Genomic DNA, 18801 nt, shown 5'->3' with positions numbered 1-18801 from the left:
ATAGTCAAACAGAAGCGGAATGGACAGAATGAACAAGGCTCTGCTCGCCCTTGCCCTCGGAGCGTTCGCCATCGGCGTGACGGAATTCACCCCCATGGGACTGCTTCCGGTTCTGGCGCATGGCGTGCATACCAGTGTGCCGCAAGCGGGTGGACTGGTCAGCGCCTATGCCTTCGGCGTCATGGCCGGGGCTCCGCTCATCACGCTCTTTCTTGCGCGATATCCGCGCAAATATGCGCTGATCGGGCTGATGGTCCTCTATACTATAGGCAATCTGACAGCCGCCGCCAGCGAGACTTACACGGAATTGCTGCTGGCGCGCGTCTTCACAAGCTTCTCGCACGGCGCGTTTTTCGGACTGGGCGCCGTGGAAGCAGCGAGCCTCGTTGACCGCTCCAGAAGAGCCAGCGCCGTCGCCAGCATGTTCATGGGTCTGACGATTGCAAATATTCTGGGCGTGCCCGCAGCGACATGGATGGGCGACACACTGGGTTGGCGACAGGCTTTCATGGCGATCTCGCTTCTCGGTCTGGTCGCGGCGGCCGCCCTGTCCCTGTTTCTCCCCCTCGCCGAAGCTGGACCACGCCCGAATGCAGCCGCCGAGCTGAAAGTCATGCTCCGTCCCAATGTGCTGATGGCGCTGGGAGTTACGGTCATTGGCGCGGGTGCGATGTTTGAACTCTACACATATATCGTGCCGATGCTGGAGAGCATCACTCACGCGGGCCCGAAACTTGTGACTGCGGCATTGATGCTTATTGGTGTCGGTTTCAGTATCGGTAATGCCGTAGGCGGACGGGCGGCGGATATGTCCCTGACCAAAACCCTGCTGATTTTCTTCCCGATCCTCGGACTGATCATGCTGGCATTCCCTCTCGCGGCGCAAACGTCGGCTGGAGCGCTGATCGGCGTGTTTCTCTGGGGGATTGCCAGTTTTTCAATCATGCCGGCCTTGCAGATGCGTACGATGCAGGCCGCACATCAGGCTCCGGGACTGGCGTCCTCGGTCAACATTGGGGCCTTCAATCTGGGCAATGCACTGGGCGCCGCTCTGGGCGGCAGCGTTCTGTCACTAGGCATGGGTTATTTTATGGTCTCGGCGCTTGGTCTCGGTCTGGCAGCAATCGGCATTGTCATGGTGCTGCTATCCCGGCGCGGAAGACTTTCACCCGAGGCAGCGTAACATCTGCCTCAGTTCAGCCGGTGAAGATCGAGAGCGTTTGTCTCTGATCTCAGATAAAAAATCCGAGCCGACCTTTAAACGGATAGATCGGGCGAAGCCGCGAAACTGATGAAATCCTTCAGATACTGAATCTCTTCATCAGTTTCACGACAGCCAAGAAATATCTGTTTCGCAATGCCAGTTTTCCCAAGCCTTACAGGATAAAGCTCAAAGCGCGCGGCATATTCCTCAACAAGCCAGCGTGGAAGTGCTGCGACGCCCCTTCCACGTGTGACCATGACCAGCATGATATCAGTCGTTTCTATCTGTTTCTGCTGTCTTGGACCGATACCCGCCGGTTGCAGAAACTGCGTGTAGATATCAAGTCGTTCCGGAGGAACGGGATAAGTGATCAGGGTTTCGCCTGCCAGTTGTTCCGGCACGACAAACCGTGCCCCACGCAGGGGATGTTCCGGACCGACAACCAGAACGAGTTCATAATCAAAAACCGGAATGAATTTCAGGCCGGGTTTATAAAGCGGATCAGGGGTAACCAGAATATCGATCTCGTTACTGAACAAGGCGCCGATACCGCCGAACTGGAACTTCTGCCTGACGTCAACATCGACTTTTGGCCATCGCTCCAGATAAGGCGATACGATTTTCAGAAGCCACTGATAGCAGGGATGGCACTCCATCCCGATACGGAGCGTGCCACGTTCTCCATTGCCGAACTGTTCGAGACGCTTTTCCGCCAGTTCAAATTGAGGCAGCAGGCGGTTCGCCAGAGACAGCAGCCACTCACCTGCCTGCGTGAGTACGAGGGAGCGCCCTTCCCGTCGCCAGATCTTTACCCCAAGCTGGTTTTCAATCTTGCGAATAGCATGGCTGAGTGCTGGTTGAGTCAGGTGCAGACGCATTCCTGCAGCCGTCAGAGAACCCTCCCGGGCGACTTCCCGAATGATGGTCAGATGGCTGCGTTCCAGAAAACCCATATTTCACCCAGTAAACAGATCGGACTTATATAATCACTTCCGCTTGTTTTTATAAATCCTTACAAAAACTTCTGACATATTTCCCAAAGAGTTTTGCAGGAATACAGTATGAAAGCAACGTTTCTTACAGCTTCCCTGAACGTGAACAGCATATCATATTCAAGGAAACCACAAGACGTTTGTCGGGCTGTACGCGCCCCTTACATCTGCTAAGCGGCAAGCTCTTTCCGGATGATTTCCGCACCTGCACTCAAGGCATTGAGCTTGCCTGTTGCAACTTTCCGGGACAAAGGCGTCATGCCGCAATTGGTGCAAGGATAGAGTTTGTCCGCATCAACGAACTGAAGCGCCTTTCGCAGGACATTGGCGACTTCTTCAGGTGTCTCAACGGTGCTGGTTGCCACGTCAATAGCACCGACCATCACCTTTTTGCCGCGAATGAGTTCGATGAGATCCATTGGCACGCGAGAATTCTGGCATTCGAGCGAAATCAGATCGATACTGGATTTCTGCAATTTGGGGAAAATTTCCTCATATTGTCTCCATTCTGACCCTAGAGTGTTTTTCCAGTCGATATTGGCCTTGATACCATAACCATAGCAGATATGAACTGCGGTTTCGCACTTGAGACCTTCGATTGCCTTTTCCAGAACGGCAATACCCCAGTCATTTACCTCATCAAAGAAAACATTGAACGCCGGCTCATCGAACTGGATAATATCGATACCAGCCGCTTCCAGTTCCCTCGCTTCCTGATTGAGTATTCTGGCGAACTCCCATGCCAGCTTTTCGCGACTTTTGTAGTGATCGTCATAAAGCGTATCAATCATCGTCATGGGACCAGGCAGCGCCCATTTGATTGGTTTCTTCGTCAGTTTACGTAGAAATTTCGCATCTTCGACAAAGACGGGTTTTTCCCGTGTCACGTCACCTACGACTGATGGAACGCTCGCATCGTAACGATTACGAATTCTGACTGTTTGACGGTTTTCGAAATCAACGCCACTGAGATGTTCAATGAATGTCGTGACAAAATGCTGGCGCGTCTGTTCACCGTCACTGACGATATCAATACCCGCGCGATCCTGATCATCCAGTGTCAGACGCAAGGCATCCTGTTTGCCCTCGACAAGTTCCTCACCCTGCAATTTCCAGGGCGACCAGAGTGTCTCAGGTTTTGCAAGCCATGAAGGCTTGGGCAGGCTACCGGCCGTAGAAGTGGGAAGCAATGTTTTCACGATAGATGACCCTGTCTTTCTGGTTGATTAAACGGAATAAGTGGCAGACCAACGCTCAAGGCTATCCCGATACGGTTTGATGAAGTTCTGTTCGGTAAACTTTCCCTGCTCTACAGCCAGCTTGCTGCGTTCTTCCCGGTCGTAGACAATCCGGGTTACTGAATAATCCTGATGCTTCAAACTTGGCTGATAACAATCAGCCGCCGCAGAGTTGGCGTTATAAATTTCAGGACGGTAAATCTTCTGAAAAGATTCCATTGTGCTGATGGCACTGATGAGTTCAAGGTCTGAATAATCAGAAACGAGATCACCGAAAAAATAGAATGCCAAGGGTGCAACACTATTGGCGGGCATAAAATAGCGCACCTGCATTCCCATTTTTTCAAAATACTGATCGGTCAGCGAATCTTCGTGCTGGTGATATTCCACGCCCAACACAGGATGCTGATTTTCGGTTCGATGATAGGTCCTGTTGCTTGAAACACTCAGGCAGATAACCGGATATTTTCTGAAATTTTTCTTATAGAGATTTGAATTTATAATGTATTTAAAGAGGTTCCCGTGCAACTCTCCAAAATGACGCGGCGTATCAAACGCGGACAAGTTCCTGTTATGCTCCAACAACAACACGCTAAAATCATAGTCCCTTACATATGAAGAAAAATTGTTCCCCGTCATTCCTTCAATTTTTTTACCTGTTTTTTTATCAAGAATATTCGTATTCAGAACTTCAATCAGAGGGAAGGCATCCGTCTTATTTCCAGAATCAACATTCATCTCAAAAGAAATAATTTCAAGTTCAATAGAATATCGATCTCTTCTGGAATTATCCCAACAGGCAAGATCATTGAAACGATTATCAATCATCGTCAGAACATTACGCAGGTTTTCCTGACGGCTATCCCCCCTCGCCAGATTGGCGAAATTCGTCGTAAGACGCGTATTCTCTGAAGGATGATAATTCTCATCGAATACAATCCTTCTAATATTGAATGCAGATTCTTCAATCACGTCATTGATCCTGTTTCTACGAAATCAGAGCCTGCTGATCGGAATTGAAATAAATCCGACTTTTACTTCTGATTTTCTTTTATTCAGTGGTATTTTTCTGCCTTCAAGCAGAAGCATCGTCCTTATGCCCCAGCTTTTCGTTGAATAAAAATGATTTGATTTCATTAAAACATGAATTTCATTCATATCTCAGCATATGCAATGCGCATAGACAAGCCTCGCTTGATCTGCTCAGCACAGCTTCAATCATCAAAAAGTGAGCATTCATAAAAACAGAAGTATATTTACCAAATAAATCTTGATATCATTCAAAAAAATAGAAGCATTAGATTTAACTTGGGAAATCGTCCTCTGTCGTCAGACAGGCTTGACTGATCATACGTTCGGCTTATGGAAATGACGGATTGCCGCCACTTCCACATCGAGTTGAGGCAGCTTCCACACGCCAACCTCAGCCCGGCACGATTTTCAAAAGGGCACTTAGCAAAAAGCGGTGGTTTCCCACCGCTCACTGCCAGCAAGATATAGTCGACCCTGCAACACCGTTAGAACGGCTCATAGAGCCACATGGACTTTCGAGCTGAAATGCAGTCTGAAAATCCTCTACTCCACCCAATGGAGTAGAAGATCTGCCTCCCAGCCCGGAACAGAACGCTCAGATATGGCTGAGCGTCCGACGAACAGCAACGTGCCATCCATCAATCATGTCCTTGCGGATCGTCGCCTCCATCTTCGGCTCGAATAGCGCGCCGCGTTGCCATTCGGAAGCGACCTCCTCCAGATCATTCCATAGCCCCACACCCACGCCAGCAAGGAACGCAGCGCCAAGGGCCGTTGTTTCGATCTGTCTGGGACGTTCGACTTTCGCCTGCAGCATGTCGGACAGGAACTGACAGAACCAGTCATTCGCCGCCATGCCGCCGTCGATACGCAGTGTTTCAGCCGTGCCGCCTCCGTCCTGCGTCATCGCCGCCACGAGGTCGAGCGTCTGATAGGCTACAGATTCCAGAGCCGCACGGGCAATATGCGCCTCAGTGGCGTCAAGCGTCAGACCGCAGATCAGACCACGCGCATCCGGGTCCCAGTGTGGCGCGCCAAGACCAACGAAACCCGGCACCATATAGACACCATGGCTGTGCGGGATACGTGTCGCCATGTCGTCAGTCTGGGAAGCGTGTGTGATCAGATGCAGACCATCACGGAGCCATTTGATCGCTGCACCGGCAACAAAGATGGAGCCCTCCAGCGCGTAGGCCGTCTTGCCTTTAACGCGGTAAGCAATAGTCGTGAGCATCCGGTTCTGGGAGACGACCGGTTTCTCGCCAGTGTTCAGCAGAACGAAGCAGCCCGTGCCGTAGGTCGCCTTGGCCATGCCCGGCTTGAAACAGGTCTGGCCGACAACAGCGGCCTGCTGGTCGCCAGCAATACCGGCAATCGGCACCGCACGACCGAACAGATCAGGCGTGCTTTCACCAAAAACGCCGCTGCTGTCTTTGACCTCCGGAAGCAGGGCCGCCGGAATGTTGAAGAGCGCAAGAAGCTCGTCATCCCATTGCTGACGATGGATATCGAACAGCAGTGTGCGGGAAGCATTGGTCACGTCCGTCGCGTGGACCTTTCCATCCGTCAGACGCCACAGCAGAAAGCAGTCAATCGTGCCACAGGCCAGCTCGCCCTTTTCAGCCCGCGCCCGCGCTCCTTCTACATTGTCGAGTATCCATGCGAGCTTCGTGGCTGTGAAATAAGGGTCGAGCAGCAGACCGGTACGACTTGCGACCAGTTCTTCCTTCCCCTGCTTCTTGAGTTCCGCACAGAGCTTGGCTGTCCGACGATCCTGCCAGACAATGGCGTTATGAATCGTCTTGCCGGTTTTACGATCCCATACAACGATGGTTTCACGCTGGTTGGTAATACCAATTGCCGCAATACGATCGACGCCGCCGGAACGTTCGATCGCTTCCTGCGCGGTTGTTTTTGCATCGCGCCAGATATCTTCAGGATCATGTTCCACCCAGCCCTGCTGCGGATAGTACTGGCGGAACTCCTGCCGTGCGACCGAAATCTCCTGCCCCTTCATATCAAAGACAATACTGCGGGTGGAAGTGGTTCCCTGGTCAATCGCCAGAATACGATCCTGTTTGATCATGATGGCAGTTCCTTAACGGTCAGACAGATGTTTCGATTGAGGAAACCGTCACAGCGGGCCTCGGCATGAAAGGCTGGACAAGGGTACGGTAAAGCCCGGCTCCAAGAAGACCACCACAGAGCGGACCAACAACAGGCACCCACCAGTAATTGCCCGGAGAAGGCAGAGCCTGCGGCCCCCAGCCTGCGAGATAGCAGAACAGGCGCGGCCCGAAATCACGCGCCGGGTTGATCGCCCAGGCATCCAGATAACCAGCGGACGCACCAATGATCGCCACGAGCAGACCGATGATCAACGCACCGGAATTCGCCTGTGGCGCCATGGTGTTGTGCTCATACGTGATTGCGAAAATCCCGAAAACCAGCATGGCCGTCAGGACGATTTCAACCAGAAAAGCATGCATCGGCGTCACGAAATCACCCGGATGGGTGAAGAACACGCCTGCCGCCACGCCATCGTGAAAACGATCCAGACCATGCGCGACGGCATAATGTGCGATGACAGGCTCAAACAGCGTGTAAACCACGACTGCTCCCAGAAAGCCGCCCAGAATCTGCGCCACGCAATAAGGCACGACCTTGGCCCATGAGAACCCGCGATACACCGCCAGAGCAAGCGTCACCGCCGGATTGGCGTGAGTGCCCGAGACCGCGCCTGTCACATAAATGGCGATGGTCACGCCGAGGCCCCACACGATGCACACCCCCCAGTAAGCCGTCCTGTAAGGGCTCGGATCATAGAGGGAATACATGGCGGCGACAGAATCACCGAACAGGATGATTATGAAAACCGCTATACATTCGGCGATAAGTTCGCCGATCAGTTTTTTCCGGTCTGTCATGCTGCTCCGATAGCCGTTAACCGACTTTTTCTTTTATATACGCGCCCACACGCTGACGCTGCTCTTCGGTCATATGCAGACCGATCTTGGTACGCCGCCATAGCACATCCTCCGGCGCCCGTGCCCATTCGTTTGCGATCAGGTAATCGACTTCGCTGGCCGTCATACCCTGACCGAAATCCTCGCCCATATCGGAAAGCGACCTGGCTGTTCCGACAACATCGTAAGCCCGCATGCCGTAGGTTCGCATCAGACGCCACGCCAGCGGCAGGGACAGGAAGGAAGCCGCGTCACGGAAACGGTTCAGGGCGGCCTCAAAACCACCTGTTCCCAGATCCCCCCCCGGCAGGGCCGCGTCGGCTGTCCAGGAATAGCCTCCCACGGCAGGCAGAACCGGCGCAAGCTTTTCAAGCGCGTGCTCCGCCAGTTTACGGAAGGTCGTGATCTTGCCACCAAAGATGGATAGCAGGGGCGCACCATCCGTATTGTCGAGATCCAACACGTAATCACGCGTCACGGCAGACGCATTGGCGGCGGCGTCATCATAGAGCGGACGCAGACCGGCGTAGCTCCACACGACATCGCTCGGCTTGACGTCCTCCTTGAAATAGCGGTTCACGCTTTCACAGAGATACTTGATTTCATCCGGAGAAATCTGAACCAGACCCGGCTCTTCGTTCCACGTCACATCGGTCGTGCCGATCAATGTGAAGCGCTGCTCGTAAGGGATTGCGAACACGATGCGTTTGTCAGGGTTCTGAAAGATGTAGCACTGCGGACCGTCGAATATCTGCGGTACGACAATATGACTACCCTTGACCAGACGCACGGATTTCGAATTCGGCAGATCAAGCTGGTTGGACAGCAGACGCGCGACCCACGGACCAGCGGCGTTCACAACACCCTTGGCGCGAACAGTTTTCGTGCCGCCCTTGAGCATGTCCTCGATCTCGGCTTCCCAGATACCGTTGACGCGGCGCGCGGAGACCAGACGGGTGCGGGTGCGGATGTCCGCGCCACGGTTGGCCGCGTCCATCGCGTTCAGCACCACAAGGCGACTGTCCTGCACCCACCCGTCGGAATAGACGAAGCCCTTTCTGTACTGATCCTGCAGCGGTTGACCGGCTGAATGCGTATTCAGATTAAGCGCCCGGGATTTGGGCAACTTCATCTTCGGGGCGAGGTGATCGTAAAGAAACAGTCCCAGACGGATCATCCAGACAGGACGTTGTTCCGGGGAGTGCGGCAGCACGAAACGCAGCGGCCACATGATATGTGGCGCAATGGCCAGAAGCCGGTCACGCTCGATCAGCGCCTCACGGACAAGGCGGAACTCGTAATATTCCAGATAGCGCAGGCCGCCATGAATCAGTTTGGTGCTGGCGGACGAGGTGTAGCTGGCAAGATCATCCTGTTCGACCAGCAGAACGGACGCGCCCCGCCCCGACGCATCGCGTGCGATACCCGTTCCATTAACACCGCCGCCGACAATCAGCAGATCATATACGGTGGAGGAGTCGTCGGCTGCGGCCATCTTCATCGGTCCCGTCTGTTGTTCGAAAAACGCATCGATATTTTCGTATCCGAACACGGACCTTTTTGGCAATGGAAAAATCTCGACGGGATTCTGCAAAAAGACGCCACAATTCCGTCACCAACTAGCTGCAAAGCCTAAAATGTTCGTTTTCGAACATCTTCACCCACAATGACAAGCGCGATATCATGAGCGGCAAGCATCTCGCAGATCGACTCAGGCGGCATCCGGTCCGTGAAAAAGGCTGTTACACCGGCGATACTGCCCGCATCCATCAGAGGCCTCCGCCCGAACTTGGTGTGATCGGCCAGCAGGAAAATCTTGCGTGAATTGGTACGGATAAGTTCGGATGCGCGAATCTCCTCCGCGTCATAATCCAGCAGCGTGCCGTCCTCGTCGATTCCGCTGATGCCGATCACACCATAGTCAGCACGATACCGGCTGAGCATGGTCAGGGAGTCCGGCCCCAGAATTCCGCCGTCCCGCACACGCACCGTGCCACCGGTGAGGACGACCCGACAGTCCTCGCTACCTGCCAGCAGGGTGGCCACATGCAGGTTGTTGGTGATGACCTGCAATCCCTTGTGATTAGCCAGAGCACGGGCAAACGCTTCCGTCGTCGTGCCGATATTCACAAACAGGGATGCGCCGTCGGGAATGACGGCGGCCGCCAGTTGTCCGATCGCATCCTTTTCGCCGCGATTGCGAATCTGCCTTTGCGGATAGGCAATATTTTCGACAGAAGACGACGCGCTCGCCCCCCCGTGGTGACGCAGCACCTCCCCGGCGGCATCCAGCGTGCGGATATCGCGCCGGATGGTCTGCACTGCCACGTCGAACAGACGGGCAAGCTCCTCGTTCGAGGCATAACCCTGCCGCTTCACCGTCGCGATGATCGCCTGATGACGCGCCTGCGTGCGGGAGCCCTCTCCGCCGACATCTCCACGGGACTCAGGCACGCTCTTCACCTTCCAGCCCCAAGATCTTCGAGCACTTCCAGAACCGCTTCTCCATACCGGCTGAGCTTGGAGCCTCCCACGCCCTTGACATCACCCAATTCATCAAGAGTGCCGGGGCATTCCAACGCGATATCCCGCAACGTCGCGTCATGGAAAATGACATAGGGCGGAATCTCCTGCTCCCGCGCTTCGGCCAGCCGCCAGCGTTTGAGCGCGTTGAAGCGTTCCCGCGCATCCTCGGTCAACTGATCGGCGATGGAATCTCCCTGCCCTGTGGACCGGCTGTTTCTGGAAGACGCCTCGACCGCATCCTCCCGCAGCCGCACTTCTTCCTCCCCGCGAAGGATCGGACGCGCGACCTCTTCGTTCAGTCGCAGGCCACCATGCTCATCGCCGGTCATCAGGGCGCCGCGGGCAATCAACTGCCGCACCACACTGCGCCAGAATGTCTCGGTTTTATCCTTGCCAATCCCCCAGACTGACAGACGATCATGTCCCGCCCGCGTAATGTTGTCCGAAGGTTTGCCGCGCAGAACGGCGATCACATGCAGCGCGCCATAACGCTGGCCGGTGCGATAGATGGCGGACAGCAACATCCGCGCCGCCTGCGTGCCGTCAAAGGTCGGCACCGGCGTCCGGCAGTTGTCGCAATGCCCGCACGGCTCGGTCATGGTCTCGCCAAAACAGGCCAGCAGCGCACGGGTCCGGCAGGACGTGCTTTCCGTGAAGGCGATCATGGCCTCCAGCCGCCCCCGCATGATGCGCTTTTCACTATCTGGCGCGTTGGACTGATCCAGCCAGTAACGCGCCCGGCTCATGTCCTCGCCGCCATAGAGCAGCAGCACATCGGATGGCAGACCGTCACGTCCCGCACGTCCGATCTGCTGGTAATAGGCTTCCGGCGAGGCAGGCATGTCGAGGTGGATCACCGTCCGGACATCCGGACGGTCAATCCCCATCCCGAACGCGATGGTGGCGACGATGACAATCGGCTCGCCCGACCGGAAACGGTGCAGGGCCGCCCGTTTTTCCTGCGGCGAGAGACCAGCGTGGAAAGCACAGGCGGGATAGGATTTTTCACGCAACGACGCGGCGATCCGCTCCGTGCGGGCCCGCGATCCGCAATAGACAATGCAGGCGTCGTTGCGATGCCTGCGAAGCGCGTCATCAAGCTGCCGCATCTCGCCCCCTTTGGGACGGGCGGCGATCATCAGGTTGGGGCGGTGAAAGCTGGCGGACAGCACTTCCGCTTCCGGCATGGCCAGCGCGGTGAGAATGTCGTCGCGGGTCCGGGGATCAGCCGTAGCCGTCAGGGCGATGCGCGGCACACCCGGAAAATGCTCCGGCAGAGTCTGAAGCGCCCGATATTCCGGACGGAACTCGTGGCCCCATGCGGAAATGCAGTGAGCCTCGTCAATCGCAATGACGGAGATCTGCTGGCGGGAAAGCCGGTCCAGCGTGCCGGGAGACAGCAGCCGCTCCGGCGAGACGTAGAGGATATCAATCCGTCCGTTGAACAGGTCGCCCCGGATACGGGAAGCCTCGTCGCCATCCAGTTCCGAGTGCAGGGCCGCCGCATTGACGCCGAGCTGACGGAGAGCCGCCACCTGATCATCCATCAGCGCGATCAGGGGAGAAACCACCAGCCCCATACCGGCGCGACAGAGCGCGGGCACCTGATAGCAGACGCTCTTGCCGCCGCCCGTCGGCATGAGGACGAGCGTGTCCTCGCCCGCCATCACACGATTGACGGCCTCCTCCTGAAGCCCCCGGAAGGCTGGAAAGCCGAAGACACGCTGGAGCACCTCACGTGGCGACTGTCCGACAAAACGGTCACGCCCCCCCTCCGAGGCAGACTGCCCGGCAGGAAAGCCATCGTCCCTGCAATCAAGATCGGACAAGGAAGACTTTTCCAGCATCAGCCTTGATTACTGGGCGAGCAGTTCGATCTCGACCCGGCGCGAACCAACGACGCCTTCCGCATTCGAGGGTGGCCGGGTCGTCTCCCTGATACGGCCTTCGGCAACGCCGTCAGCCACCAGTTGTCTGGCCACGGCCTTGGCTCTCAGGACTGCCAGCAGGGACTCCGCGGACAGGTCTCCGTTCTGGCGGGCATAGCCCTCCACCACAACCACCCTGTCAGAATAATGGCGTGCCTTGGCGGCAATTTTTGTCACAACGCTCTGTGACACATCATCCAGTTCGGCTGATCCCTGACCGAAGAAGACAACATACTGCCTTCCCGGCCCCTCACCGGCGCAAGCTGCAAGCGCACACAGGCTGATAACAGACAGAAGACGACGCATAACGCACTCCTCAGGATGCAGCGGACCCAACGCGGATGGATGTCAAATCGGCTGGGTTCTTTTCTCGTGCCCGCAAGAGAAAAGAAGGTCAACAAAAGAGAGCGGGCACCTCTTTCCCTGCCACACGGGTCATACCGGCTCCGTGTCTCAGACAGGAGAAGCCGAACCACCGGAAATAGTCCAGACATGGTCAAGCTGCTCAACACCCGTGAGCCGGTGCGCGATCAGCACAACGGTACGCCCCTGAGCAACCCGGTTCAGGGTGAGGAAAAAATCCTGTTCGGTCTGGGCGTCGAGGCCCGTCGCAGGTTCGTCCAGAACGAGAATGGGAGCCTCGGACAGCAATGTCCGGGCCAACGCGATACGACGCCCCTGCCCGCCGGAAACCTTGACTCCGCCTTCACCAAGCCATGTATCAAGACCGTCGGGAAGTGTGCGCACGAAGTCACCGACAGCCGCTTCGTCAAGCGCCCTCCAGAGCGCATCCTCATCCGCGTCAGGTCCGCCAAGCAGCAGGTTATTGCGGATCGTGTCATCAAACAGATGCGTCGCCTGTGACAGCCATGCGATATGCTGACGCAGCCAGACATCCGGCAGAGCGGCGATATCGACGCCGCCAACCAGAACCCGACCGTCCTGAGGGAAAGCCGCCTTGAGCAGCAGGGCCGCGAGTGTCGATTTTCCCGCGCCCGACGGTCCCAGCAACGCGACCCGGCTGCCCGCCGGAATGGTCAGCGAGAAATCACTGAACACGGCGGGACGGTCAGCCCGCCAGCGAAACGCAACATGTTCGAAAGCAATATCAAAGCCGGTCGGCATCACGGACGCGGGCGGCACGGCCTGCGCGGGACGTGGATGTTCATCGGCAATCGCCACGACGCGATATGCCGCAGCCCCCATGTTACCGGCCAGCATACCCGCACGGGTCAGACCGGACACCCCCTCGAAACAGGCGAAGGTCAGAAACATCAGTCCTACACCCTGCACGGCGGGGACACGATCGAATCCGACCCCTGCAATGGCGGCCAGTAACAGCAGCAGGGCGGTCTGCGTGCAGACGCTGGACAGCGCGCCAACAAAAGCCATGCGGCGGGAGAGTTGCGCCTGACGCGCCAGCAGACGACTGTTCGCACTGTTGACCTGATCAAGAATCCGCGATCCGGCACCGAAAGCCCGGATCTCGCGCATGCCACTGACAAGATCCAGCACACCAACGCGAAGCGCGGCCTGCGCGTGGCTGAGGCCAGCCCCTTCCTTACGACTCAGCCTGGCAGCCGCGAGAGGCATGACGAAGGCTGATGACACAAAAAGAATGCCGATCAGCACGCCCAGCAGCGCATTGGTGTTGGCCAGAACCAGAACCAGCACAGGAAATGTCAGACAGGCCCCAGCGAGTGGCAGCAGAAGGCGGAGGTAAAGCCCGTCCAGCGCCTCGATGTCTGAGACAAGCCGCGACAGCAGGTCTCCCGCCCGCCGGAAGCCGAGACCGGCGGCTCCGCCCTGCGCCAAAGAGCGGAAAAACCACACCCGCAATGTCGCCAGCGCCCGGAACATGGCGTCATGAGCATACAGACGCTCGGAATAGCGCAGCACGATACGGCCAAGACCCAGCACCCGGAGCGATGTCGCCGTGACAAGCACCATGCCCAGCGCCGCCCCGGCAAAACGCAGACCGGCGCTGCTCATCAGGGCCAGTCCGGCCAGAACGGCCAGCAGCGACAGAAACAGTCCTATCGTCAGGCGGGCAGCATGCGGACGCCAGACCTCGACGATACGGATCAGGGCGTCACGGTCGGCCCGTTCACGCGCGGCCACATCCCGGGAAGACGGTCGGCTCATGAACAGTTCCCCTTTATGCCGGTTTCATGTGCCGGGATGCTGTTCATGCCGCCATCCCTCCAGCATCGGCGATCCGCCCCTCGGACAGTTCAATCCGCTGTCCCTGAAACACCTGAAGCGCAGTCGAGTGACTGGCGAGAATCACCGTACGATGCTGCGCCAGCACCTCAAGACTTTCGAACACGTCGCCTTCCGTCACCGGATCGAGATAGGCTGTCGGTTCATCCAGAAGCAGGACCGGCGCATTCTTCAGATAGGCGCGCGCGATGGCGATCCGCTGCGCCTGCCCACCGGACAGGCCAAACCCGCCCTCGCCGATCATGGTTTCAATTCCGTCCGGCAGACTGTCGAGGAACCGGTCAACAGAGGCCGCGTGAATGGCCTGCTGGAGTTCTTCCCCGGTAGCGTCCGGGCGGGCGAAAAGAATATTTTCCCGCAAGGAGCCTGCGAACAGGACTGGCCGCTGCCCGATCCATGAGATCAGGTGCATCAGGCTTGTCGGGGCGATCGTCTGCATATCGACGCCATTGAACGTAATCCGTCCGGAAGTCGGGCGGATAAAACCCAGCAGCAGTTCCATCACTGTGGACTTGCCCGCGCCCGAAGGGCCGGAAAGGATTACGGTCTCTCCGGCTGCGACCGAGAACGATACGTTATCGAGCGCCTGTCCACGCGCCTCGTCCCAGACGAACGAAACATTTTCAAACGTGATCGCCACACCTTCGTCCGCCGCCACGCGAAGCTGGTGTGTCTCGCCTGGCGCAGCGGCCTCTTCCGGGAGCGCCAGGATATCTTCCGCCGCGCCCTGTACAAGCGCGCGATCCTGATAGGCGAGGGCCAGTCCGCGCAGAGGCGCGAAAAACTCCGGCACAATCAGCAGCGCAAACAGGCTGGCCGTTACAATGGAACGGAATGTCGCGGCGTCGGTCGTATGAATGGCGGCCTGTACATGCCGCCCGTCGATCAGGGCGATCAGGATCAGCGCGACGATCATGGCGCAGTCGATGGAAGCGGACGAAAGAAACGCCACCCGCAGAATCTTCATGGTCCGCTTGCGCAGATCATCGGCAGCCTGCCCGAGACGCTGCGCCTCGTCATCCGCCCGCCCGGCCAGAACGATGGTGGCGATGCCGCGCATGCGATCCAGAAAACGGGCCTGAAGCCGGGTCATGGCGAGGAACTGCTTGCGGGACGCCACGGCGGCCCCGATGCCGAACAGGGCCTGTGCGAACGGCACGAAAAGGCCGCAGAGCGCCAGAATAAGAGCGGCCCGTGGCTGCACGAACGCTGTCAGAACCGCCAGCACGCATGGCGACGCCATCCACAGCACGGACGCCGGAGCCCAACGGGTGAAGTAGCCGTCCAGCGCCTCGATCCGGTCCACGGCCAGCGCCGCCAGCGCGCCGCTATGCGCGTGACGCAGTACGGCAGGACCAGCCCCGACAATTGAGCCGAGCACTTCGTTCCGCAATCGACTGCGGGCGCGGCGTCCTGCCGTGGCGGTCTCATTTTCGCTGAAAAAATTGATTGCGATACGGAGAAGAGCAATGATGACAAAAGCAGGCAGAGGCCAGACCGGCACAGGGGCTCCCGCCCCGTGACCTGATGGGGTCACGAAATCCGTCAGTGCCGGACCCAGAATATTGGCCACGCACCAGAACTGCGCCGCTCCCGCCAGACTGGAAACAATGCCCAGAACAATGGACGGACGCACTGCACGCAGTCCCAGACGCGCCTGCGTCTTGGTCCAGGCCTTTATGGCTGCCTTACTCTCACTCATGCCGCCCCTATACCGAAGACTCCACTCCGGAAACAGAGGGCATCTGACGTGTCAGCCTCGCACTCCGGGAATTGGAGATCCTTGTCCTATTCTCCGGTCAACCCTGCTTTTACGGAACAGGTCACGACAATGCGCATCCCGTTCTGCTCTTCGATATGAAGAGTCCCGACGATTTGCCTGACAAATCCGCGGATCAGTTGCTGACTGAGCCCGCCGGCATCGAGCCCTCCCTGCAGGGCGGCGGCGCTGTCACCGTTATCTTCCACGATCAGCGTCAGGAGATCGGCTTCCCGGGAAAGGGAGACGCGCACAACCCCGACACGGGCAGCGGGGAAACCATAGTTCAGCGCATTCAGTAACGCTTCGGCAATGATCATGACGACGGGAGTCGCCATATCAGGCGTGAGCGCGACGTCGCCCGCATCCTCTTCAATCGTCACCCGGTAGCGTACGTCATCGGGTGCGGCCTGAACGATCTGTTGCGTCAGTATGGGCAGAAACTCGGCCATCCGCAGATTGGCAAGCTCATCACCGACATACAGGTGGCGCTGCAACATCGAGAGAATGCGCACACGGTTCCGGGCGACCAGCAGCGCCATGCGGGTGTCGATGTCTGAAGCACGGTTCGCCTGCAAACTCAAAAGGGAGCCGACAATCTGAAGATTGTTTTTCACCCTGTGATGAATTTCCGCAGCCAGACGTTTCTGGTGCACGAGAGCCGCTTCCAGTTCGGTCTCACGATGCGCCAGCCGCCATGTCGCCGTGCCAAACGCACCGGAAAGCTTGCGAAATTCCCGTGGCATACCGGAAGAGTCAGCCACGCTCTCGAATTTTCCTTTCCGCAACCAGCCTTCGACATCCTGAGCCAACTGGTTCAGGGGTTCGACGACAAGCCGCCTGCCCGCCACCATGATCCCGGCCATCCCTGCGATCAGCAGGATGCCGACCATCGCGATCCACCCGAACAGCAGGAAGACCGCCCGTTTTTCTTCCGGAAGCCGCCTGACTTCAATGAGCGCAAAATCCGCACGGCCGACAGGACCGTAAATATAGGATCTGTTCTCCCGGCGCTCGACAGTACGTTCATGTTCGGAGCGCATGCGCGCCTCGATCGCCGCCTGACTGACCGCCCTGTCAGCCGGAGGAGCCCAGTTGCATTGCGGACATACCGACACAAGGGAGTGGTCCGGCATGACAAACCATGCCGACAGGAATTTCCGGGATGTTTTTACTGCCCCAACGCCAGATGGAGAAGCGTCATCAGACACGTCAGGCTCCCAGCCAATCGACTGGATCGCCACCAGAAAATGATTTCCTTCATCATGATCGGCAACGGGAAGTTCCTGCACAACCCGCAGATAGGGACGTCCCCGATACACCCATAAATGAGCAGGCTCTCCGGGAGGAGGCGTGCTACGCGCAATGTCACGGCAACTGGCGTCAGCGGGATCTGCGCCAGTCACGACGTCCCGCAGAGCCCCTTTCTCATCGACGGCGGCCAGAAGACAGTAGCGTCCCTTGCTCGCCGCCTGAGCGAGCAGCAGCAGATTGCGGAGCGCGCTGTCGTCAGACGCCTGACCAACCTGCTTCAACATCGACATTGTGCGAAGTATTTCGCTGTCGAAGTATTTTTCAAGTTCTGAAAATGCCTGCTTGCCGCGCTGGGTGCCTGCGTCATTCAGGCGGATATAATCCTGCCAGATGACCACTCCCCCAAGTGCCGCAACGGGCAGCACTGACCCCATGATGACGATGGCCATCCGGCTCCTGACCGAATCGAATCGGCTGGTTATGCCGATCAGGAAAGAAACCAGAAAACTACGGGATCGCCAGCCACGCTGATGGCCGTTTTCAGCCATCTTACGTTTCGCGCCTTTGCATCAGAAGGCGACCATCAACACCACCCCGTCACCCCTCGAAGACGAAACGGAACATGAAAACAAAAAACGCGAGTCCATTCACATCGACCCTGTCGAACGCGGAAACACTAACAGAAAACGGACAGTCACTGACCGTCCTCGTCTTCCTCAAGCAGACGCAGAAGTTCTTCCGGGATAGGCTCGTTCGCAACGTCATCGAAAAGCTGATGAAGACCGCGCTTCAGCCAGATATCGAACGCGTCGTCCTCTTTCTTCCCGCCATGGGCAGAAGAACTGGATTTTCGGTTTCTGGCTGACATTGACAACCACCCCGGCAGATATTCAGACGATTCCAGGCATGATGTCGGGAAGCTATCGCCATTCATATAGCAGAACCTTCCCCGTTTCACATTTCATTTCTTGGAGTGCCGTCAGCTTCTTACACGACCACGGGATTTGTTACCACAGATCGATTACCGAAATTTTTGCGCCGCTCCTCAACCTCATGACGCAAAGCCATTGCCTGCTGACGCAGACGATCGCTCTCGGGCAGTTCTCCGGTCATCCAGGCTTCAAGCTGACGACGTGCGCGGAATACCCGGCTTTTGGCCGTTCCCACCGCACAGCCCGTCGCTTCCGCAAGCTCCTGATAGCTCATGCCCTGCAGGACAACCATGACCAGCGCCTCACGCTGATCAGCCGGCAGACGTGCGAGCGCAAAGCTCAGGTCCTTCACAGCCAGACGGTCCTCATGGTCAGCCTTGCTGGAAAGCATGTCGCCGGGCAGATCATCAATGTCCGTCGTCGCTCTGCGCTTGCGCAGGTCAGAGATGAAACGGTTGCGCAGGATTCTGTGCATCCATGCGGCAAAATTTGTTCCGGGAATAAAGCTGTCACGCGCGCCCAGAGCGTTGCATACGGCATCCTGCACCAGATCTTCCGCCTGGGCACGGTTTCTGGTGAGAGCGAGCGCCTGCACGCGAAGCTTGGGCAGGATCGCAACAATCTGGGTCTGGAAGGTATCAGCCATCTTTTTTCCCCTGTTCTTATGGGATCAATGAATGGCGCGGTCCATTCGTTCCATCAGAGAGGGATTTTTTCGATCACGAGAAAGCGAGGTCTACCGCGTCT

Annotated in this window: 15 protein-coding genes; 1 reads left to right on the top strand and 14 read right to left on the bottom strand. The window is 57.3% G+C overall.

Annotated features, from left to right (window positions below; all coding sequences use genetic code 11):
• The first annotated feature begins 28 nt into the window (after positions 1–28).
• A complete protein-coding gene (locus tag LKE90_RS00860; RefSeq protein ID WP_291492667.1) occupies positions 29–1183 on the top strand; it encodes an MFS transporter in 1155 nt (384 codons plus the stop codon).
• A 74-nt stretch (positions 1184–1257) separates the two neighbouring features.
• Here LKE90_RS00860 and LKE90_RS00855 read toward each other — a convergent pair whose 3' ends face one another.
• From LKE90_RS00855 to LKE90_RS00790, 14 genes are all read right to left on the bottom strand, one after another.
• Complete coding sequence (locus LKE90_RS00855) at positions 1258–2157, bottom strand: LysR family transcriptional regulator (protein ID WP_291492665.1); 900 nt, start codon at positions 2155–2157, stop codon at positions 1258–1260.
• 209 nt (positions 2158–2366) lie between these two features.
• Entirely contained in the window at positions 2367–3395 is a 1029-nt protein-coding gene (locus tag LKE90_RS00850) for a methionine synthase (RefSeq protein WP_291492663.1), read from the bottom strand.
• Between the two features lie 27 nt (positions 3396–3422).
• Positions 3423–4406 (bottom strand): DUF1852 domain-containing protein, encoded by a 984-nt coding sequence (locus tag LKE90_RS00845; protein WP_291492661.1) that lies wholly within the window; start codon positions 4404–4406, stop codon positions 3423–3425.
• Between the two features lie 655 nt (positions 4407–5061).
• Complete coding sequence (gene glpK / locus LKE90_RS00840; RefSeq protein ID WP_291492659.1) at positions 5062–6552, bottom strand: glycerol kinase GlpK; 1491 nt, start codon at positions 6550–6552, stop codon at positions 5062–5064.
• Positions 6553–6571: 19 nt separating this feature from the next.
• Positions 6572–7393 carry an MIP/aquaporin family protein gene (locus tag LKE90_RS00835; protein WP_291492657.1) on the bottom strand — a complete coding sequence of 274 codons (822 nt, stop codon included), beginning with the start codon at positions 7391–7393 and terminating at the stop codon, positions 6572–6574.
• Between the two features lie 16 nt (positions 7394–7409).
• Positions 7410–8927 (bottom strand): glycerol-3-phosphate dehydrogenase, encoded by a 1518-nt coding sequence (glpD, locus tag LKE90_RS00830; protein ID WP_291492655.1) that lies wholly within the window; start codon positions 8925–8927, stop codon positions 7410–7412.
• Positions 8928–9064: 137 nt separating this feature from the next.
• Positions 9065–9886: a DeoR/GlpR family DNA-binding transcription regulator gene (locus tag LKE90_RS00825; protein ID WP_407066076.1), complete on the bottom strand. Its 822-nt coding sequence runs from the start codon at positions 9884–9886 to the stop codon at positions 9065–9067.
• Positions 9887–9891: 5 nt separating this feature from the next.
• Positions 9892–11805: a DNA helicase RecQ gene (recQ, locus tag LKE90_RS00820; RefSeq protein ID WP_291492651.1), complete on the bottom strand. Its 1914-nt coding sequence runs from the start codon at positions 11803–11805 to the stop codon at positions 9892–9894.
• Between the two features lie 9 nt (positions 11806–11814).
• On the bottom strand, positions 11815–12192 hold the full coding sequence (locus tag LKE90_RS00815) for an OmpA family protein (protein WP_291492650.1): 378 nt from the start codon (positions 12190–12192) through the stop codon (positions 11815–11817).
• 147 nt (positions 12193–12339) lie between these two features.
• On the bottom strand, positions 12340–14031 hold the full coding sequence (gene cydC / locus LKE90_RS00810) for a thiol reductant ABC exporter subunit CydC (protein WP_291492648.1): 1692 nt from the start codon (positions 14029–14031) through the stop codon (positions 12340–12342).
• A 43-nt stretch (positions 14032–14074) separates the two neighbouring features.
• Complete coding sequence (gene cydD / locus LKE90_RS00805; RefSeq protein WP_291492647.1) at positions 14075–15811, bottom strand: thiol reductant ABC exporter subunit CydD; 1737 nt, start codon at positions 15809–15811, stop codon at positions 14075–14077.
• 86 nt (positions 15812–15897) lie between these two features.
• Entirely contained in the window at positions 15898–17670 is a 1773-nt protein-coding gene (locus LKE90_RS00800; RefSeq protein ID WP_291492645.1) for a sensor histidine kinase, read from the bottom strand.
• A 146-nt stretch (positions 17671–17816) separates the two neighbouring features.
• Positions 17817–17990: a NepR family anti-sigma factor gene (locus LKE90_RS00795; protein ID WP_291492642.1), complete on the bottom strand. Its 174-nt coding sequence runs from the start codon at positions 17988–17990 to the stop codon at positions 17817–17819.
• 119 nt (positions 17991–18109) lie between these two features.
• Positions 18110–18700, bottom strand: coding sequence for a sigma-70 family RNA polymerase sigma factor (locus tag LKE90_RS00790; protein WP_291492640.1), 591 nt, complete (start codon positions 18698–18700; stop codon positions 18110–18112).
• Between the last annotated feature and the right edge of the window lie 101 nt (positions 18701–18801).

This window comes from Acetobacter sp., assembly GCF_022483985.1.
Taxonomy (GTDB): domain Bacteria; phylum Pseudomonadota; class Alphaproteobacteria; order Acetobacterales; family Acetobacteraceae; genus Acetobacter.
This window is presented reverse-complemented; position numbering and strand designations above follow the sequence as displayed.

What these genes read in the sequence shown, in the direction of transcription:
- glpK (WP_291492659.1), bottom strand. Translation starts at nt 6,552, where the DNA reads ATGATCAAACAGGATCGTATTCTGGCGATTGACCAGGGAACCACTTCC.
- LKE90_RS00790 (WP_291492640.1), bottom strand. Translation starts at nt 18,700, where the DNA reads ATGGCTGATACCTTCCAGACCCAGATTGTTGCGATCCTGCCCAAGCTT.
- LKE90_RS00860 (WP_291492667.1), top strand. Translation starts at nt 29, where the DNA reads ATGAACAAGGCTCTGCTCGCCCTTGCCCTCGGAGCGTTCGCCATCGGC.
- LKE90_RS00795 (WP_291492642.1), bottom strand. Translation starts at nt 17,990, where the DNA reads ATGTCAGCCAGAAACCGAAAATCCAGTTCTTCTGCCCATGGCGGGAAG.
- recQ (WP_291492651.1), bottom strand. Translation starts at nt 11,805, where the DNA reads ATGCTGGAAAAGTCTTCCTTGTCCGATCTTGATTGCAGGGACGATGGC.
- LKE90_RS00815 (WP_291492650.1), bottom strand. Translation starts at nt 12,192, where the DNA reads ATGCGTCGTCTTCTGTCTGTTATCAGCCTGTGTGCGCTTGCAGCTTGC.
- LKE90_RS00855 (WP_291492665.1), bottom strand. Translation starts at nt 2,157, where the DNA reads ATGGGTTTTCTGGAACGCAGCCATCTGACCATCATTCGGGAAGTCGCC.
- cydC (WP_291492648.1), bottom strand. Translation starts at nt 14,031, where the DNA reads ATGAGCCGACCGTCTTCCCGGGATGTGGCCGCGCGTGAACGGGCCGAC.
- cydD (WP_291492647.1), bottom strand. Translation starts at nt 15,811, where the DNA reads ATGAGTGAGAGTAAGGCAGCCATAAAGGCCTGGACCAAGACGCAGGCG.
- LKE90_RS00835 (WP_291492657.1), bottom strand. Translation starts at nt 7,393, where the DNA reads ATGACAGACCGGAAAAAACTGATCGGCGAACTTATCGCCGAATGTATA.
- LKE90_RS00800 (WP_291492645.1), bottom strand. Translation starts at nt 17,670, where the DNA reads ATGGCTGAAAACGGCCATCAGCGTGGCTGGCGATCCCGTAGTTTTCTG.
- glpD (WP_291492655.1), bottom strand. Translation starts at nt 8,927, where the DNA reads ATGGCCGCAGCCGACGACTCCTCCACCGTATATGATCTGCTGATTGTC.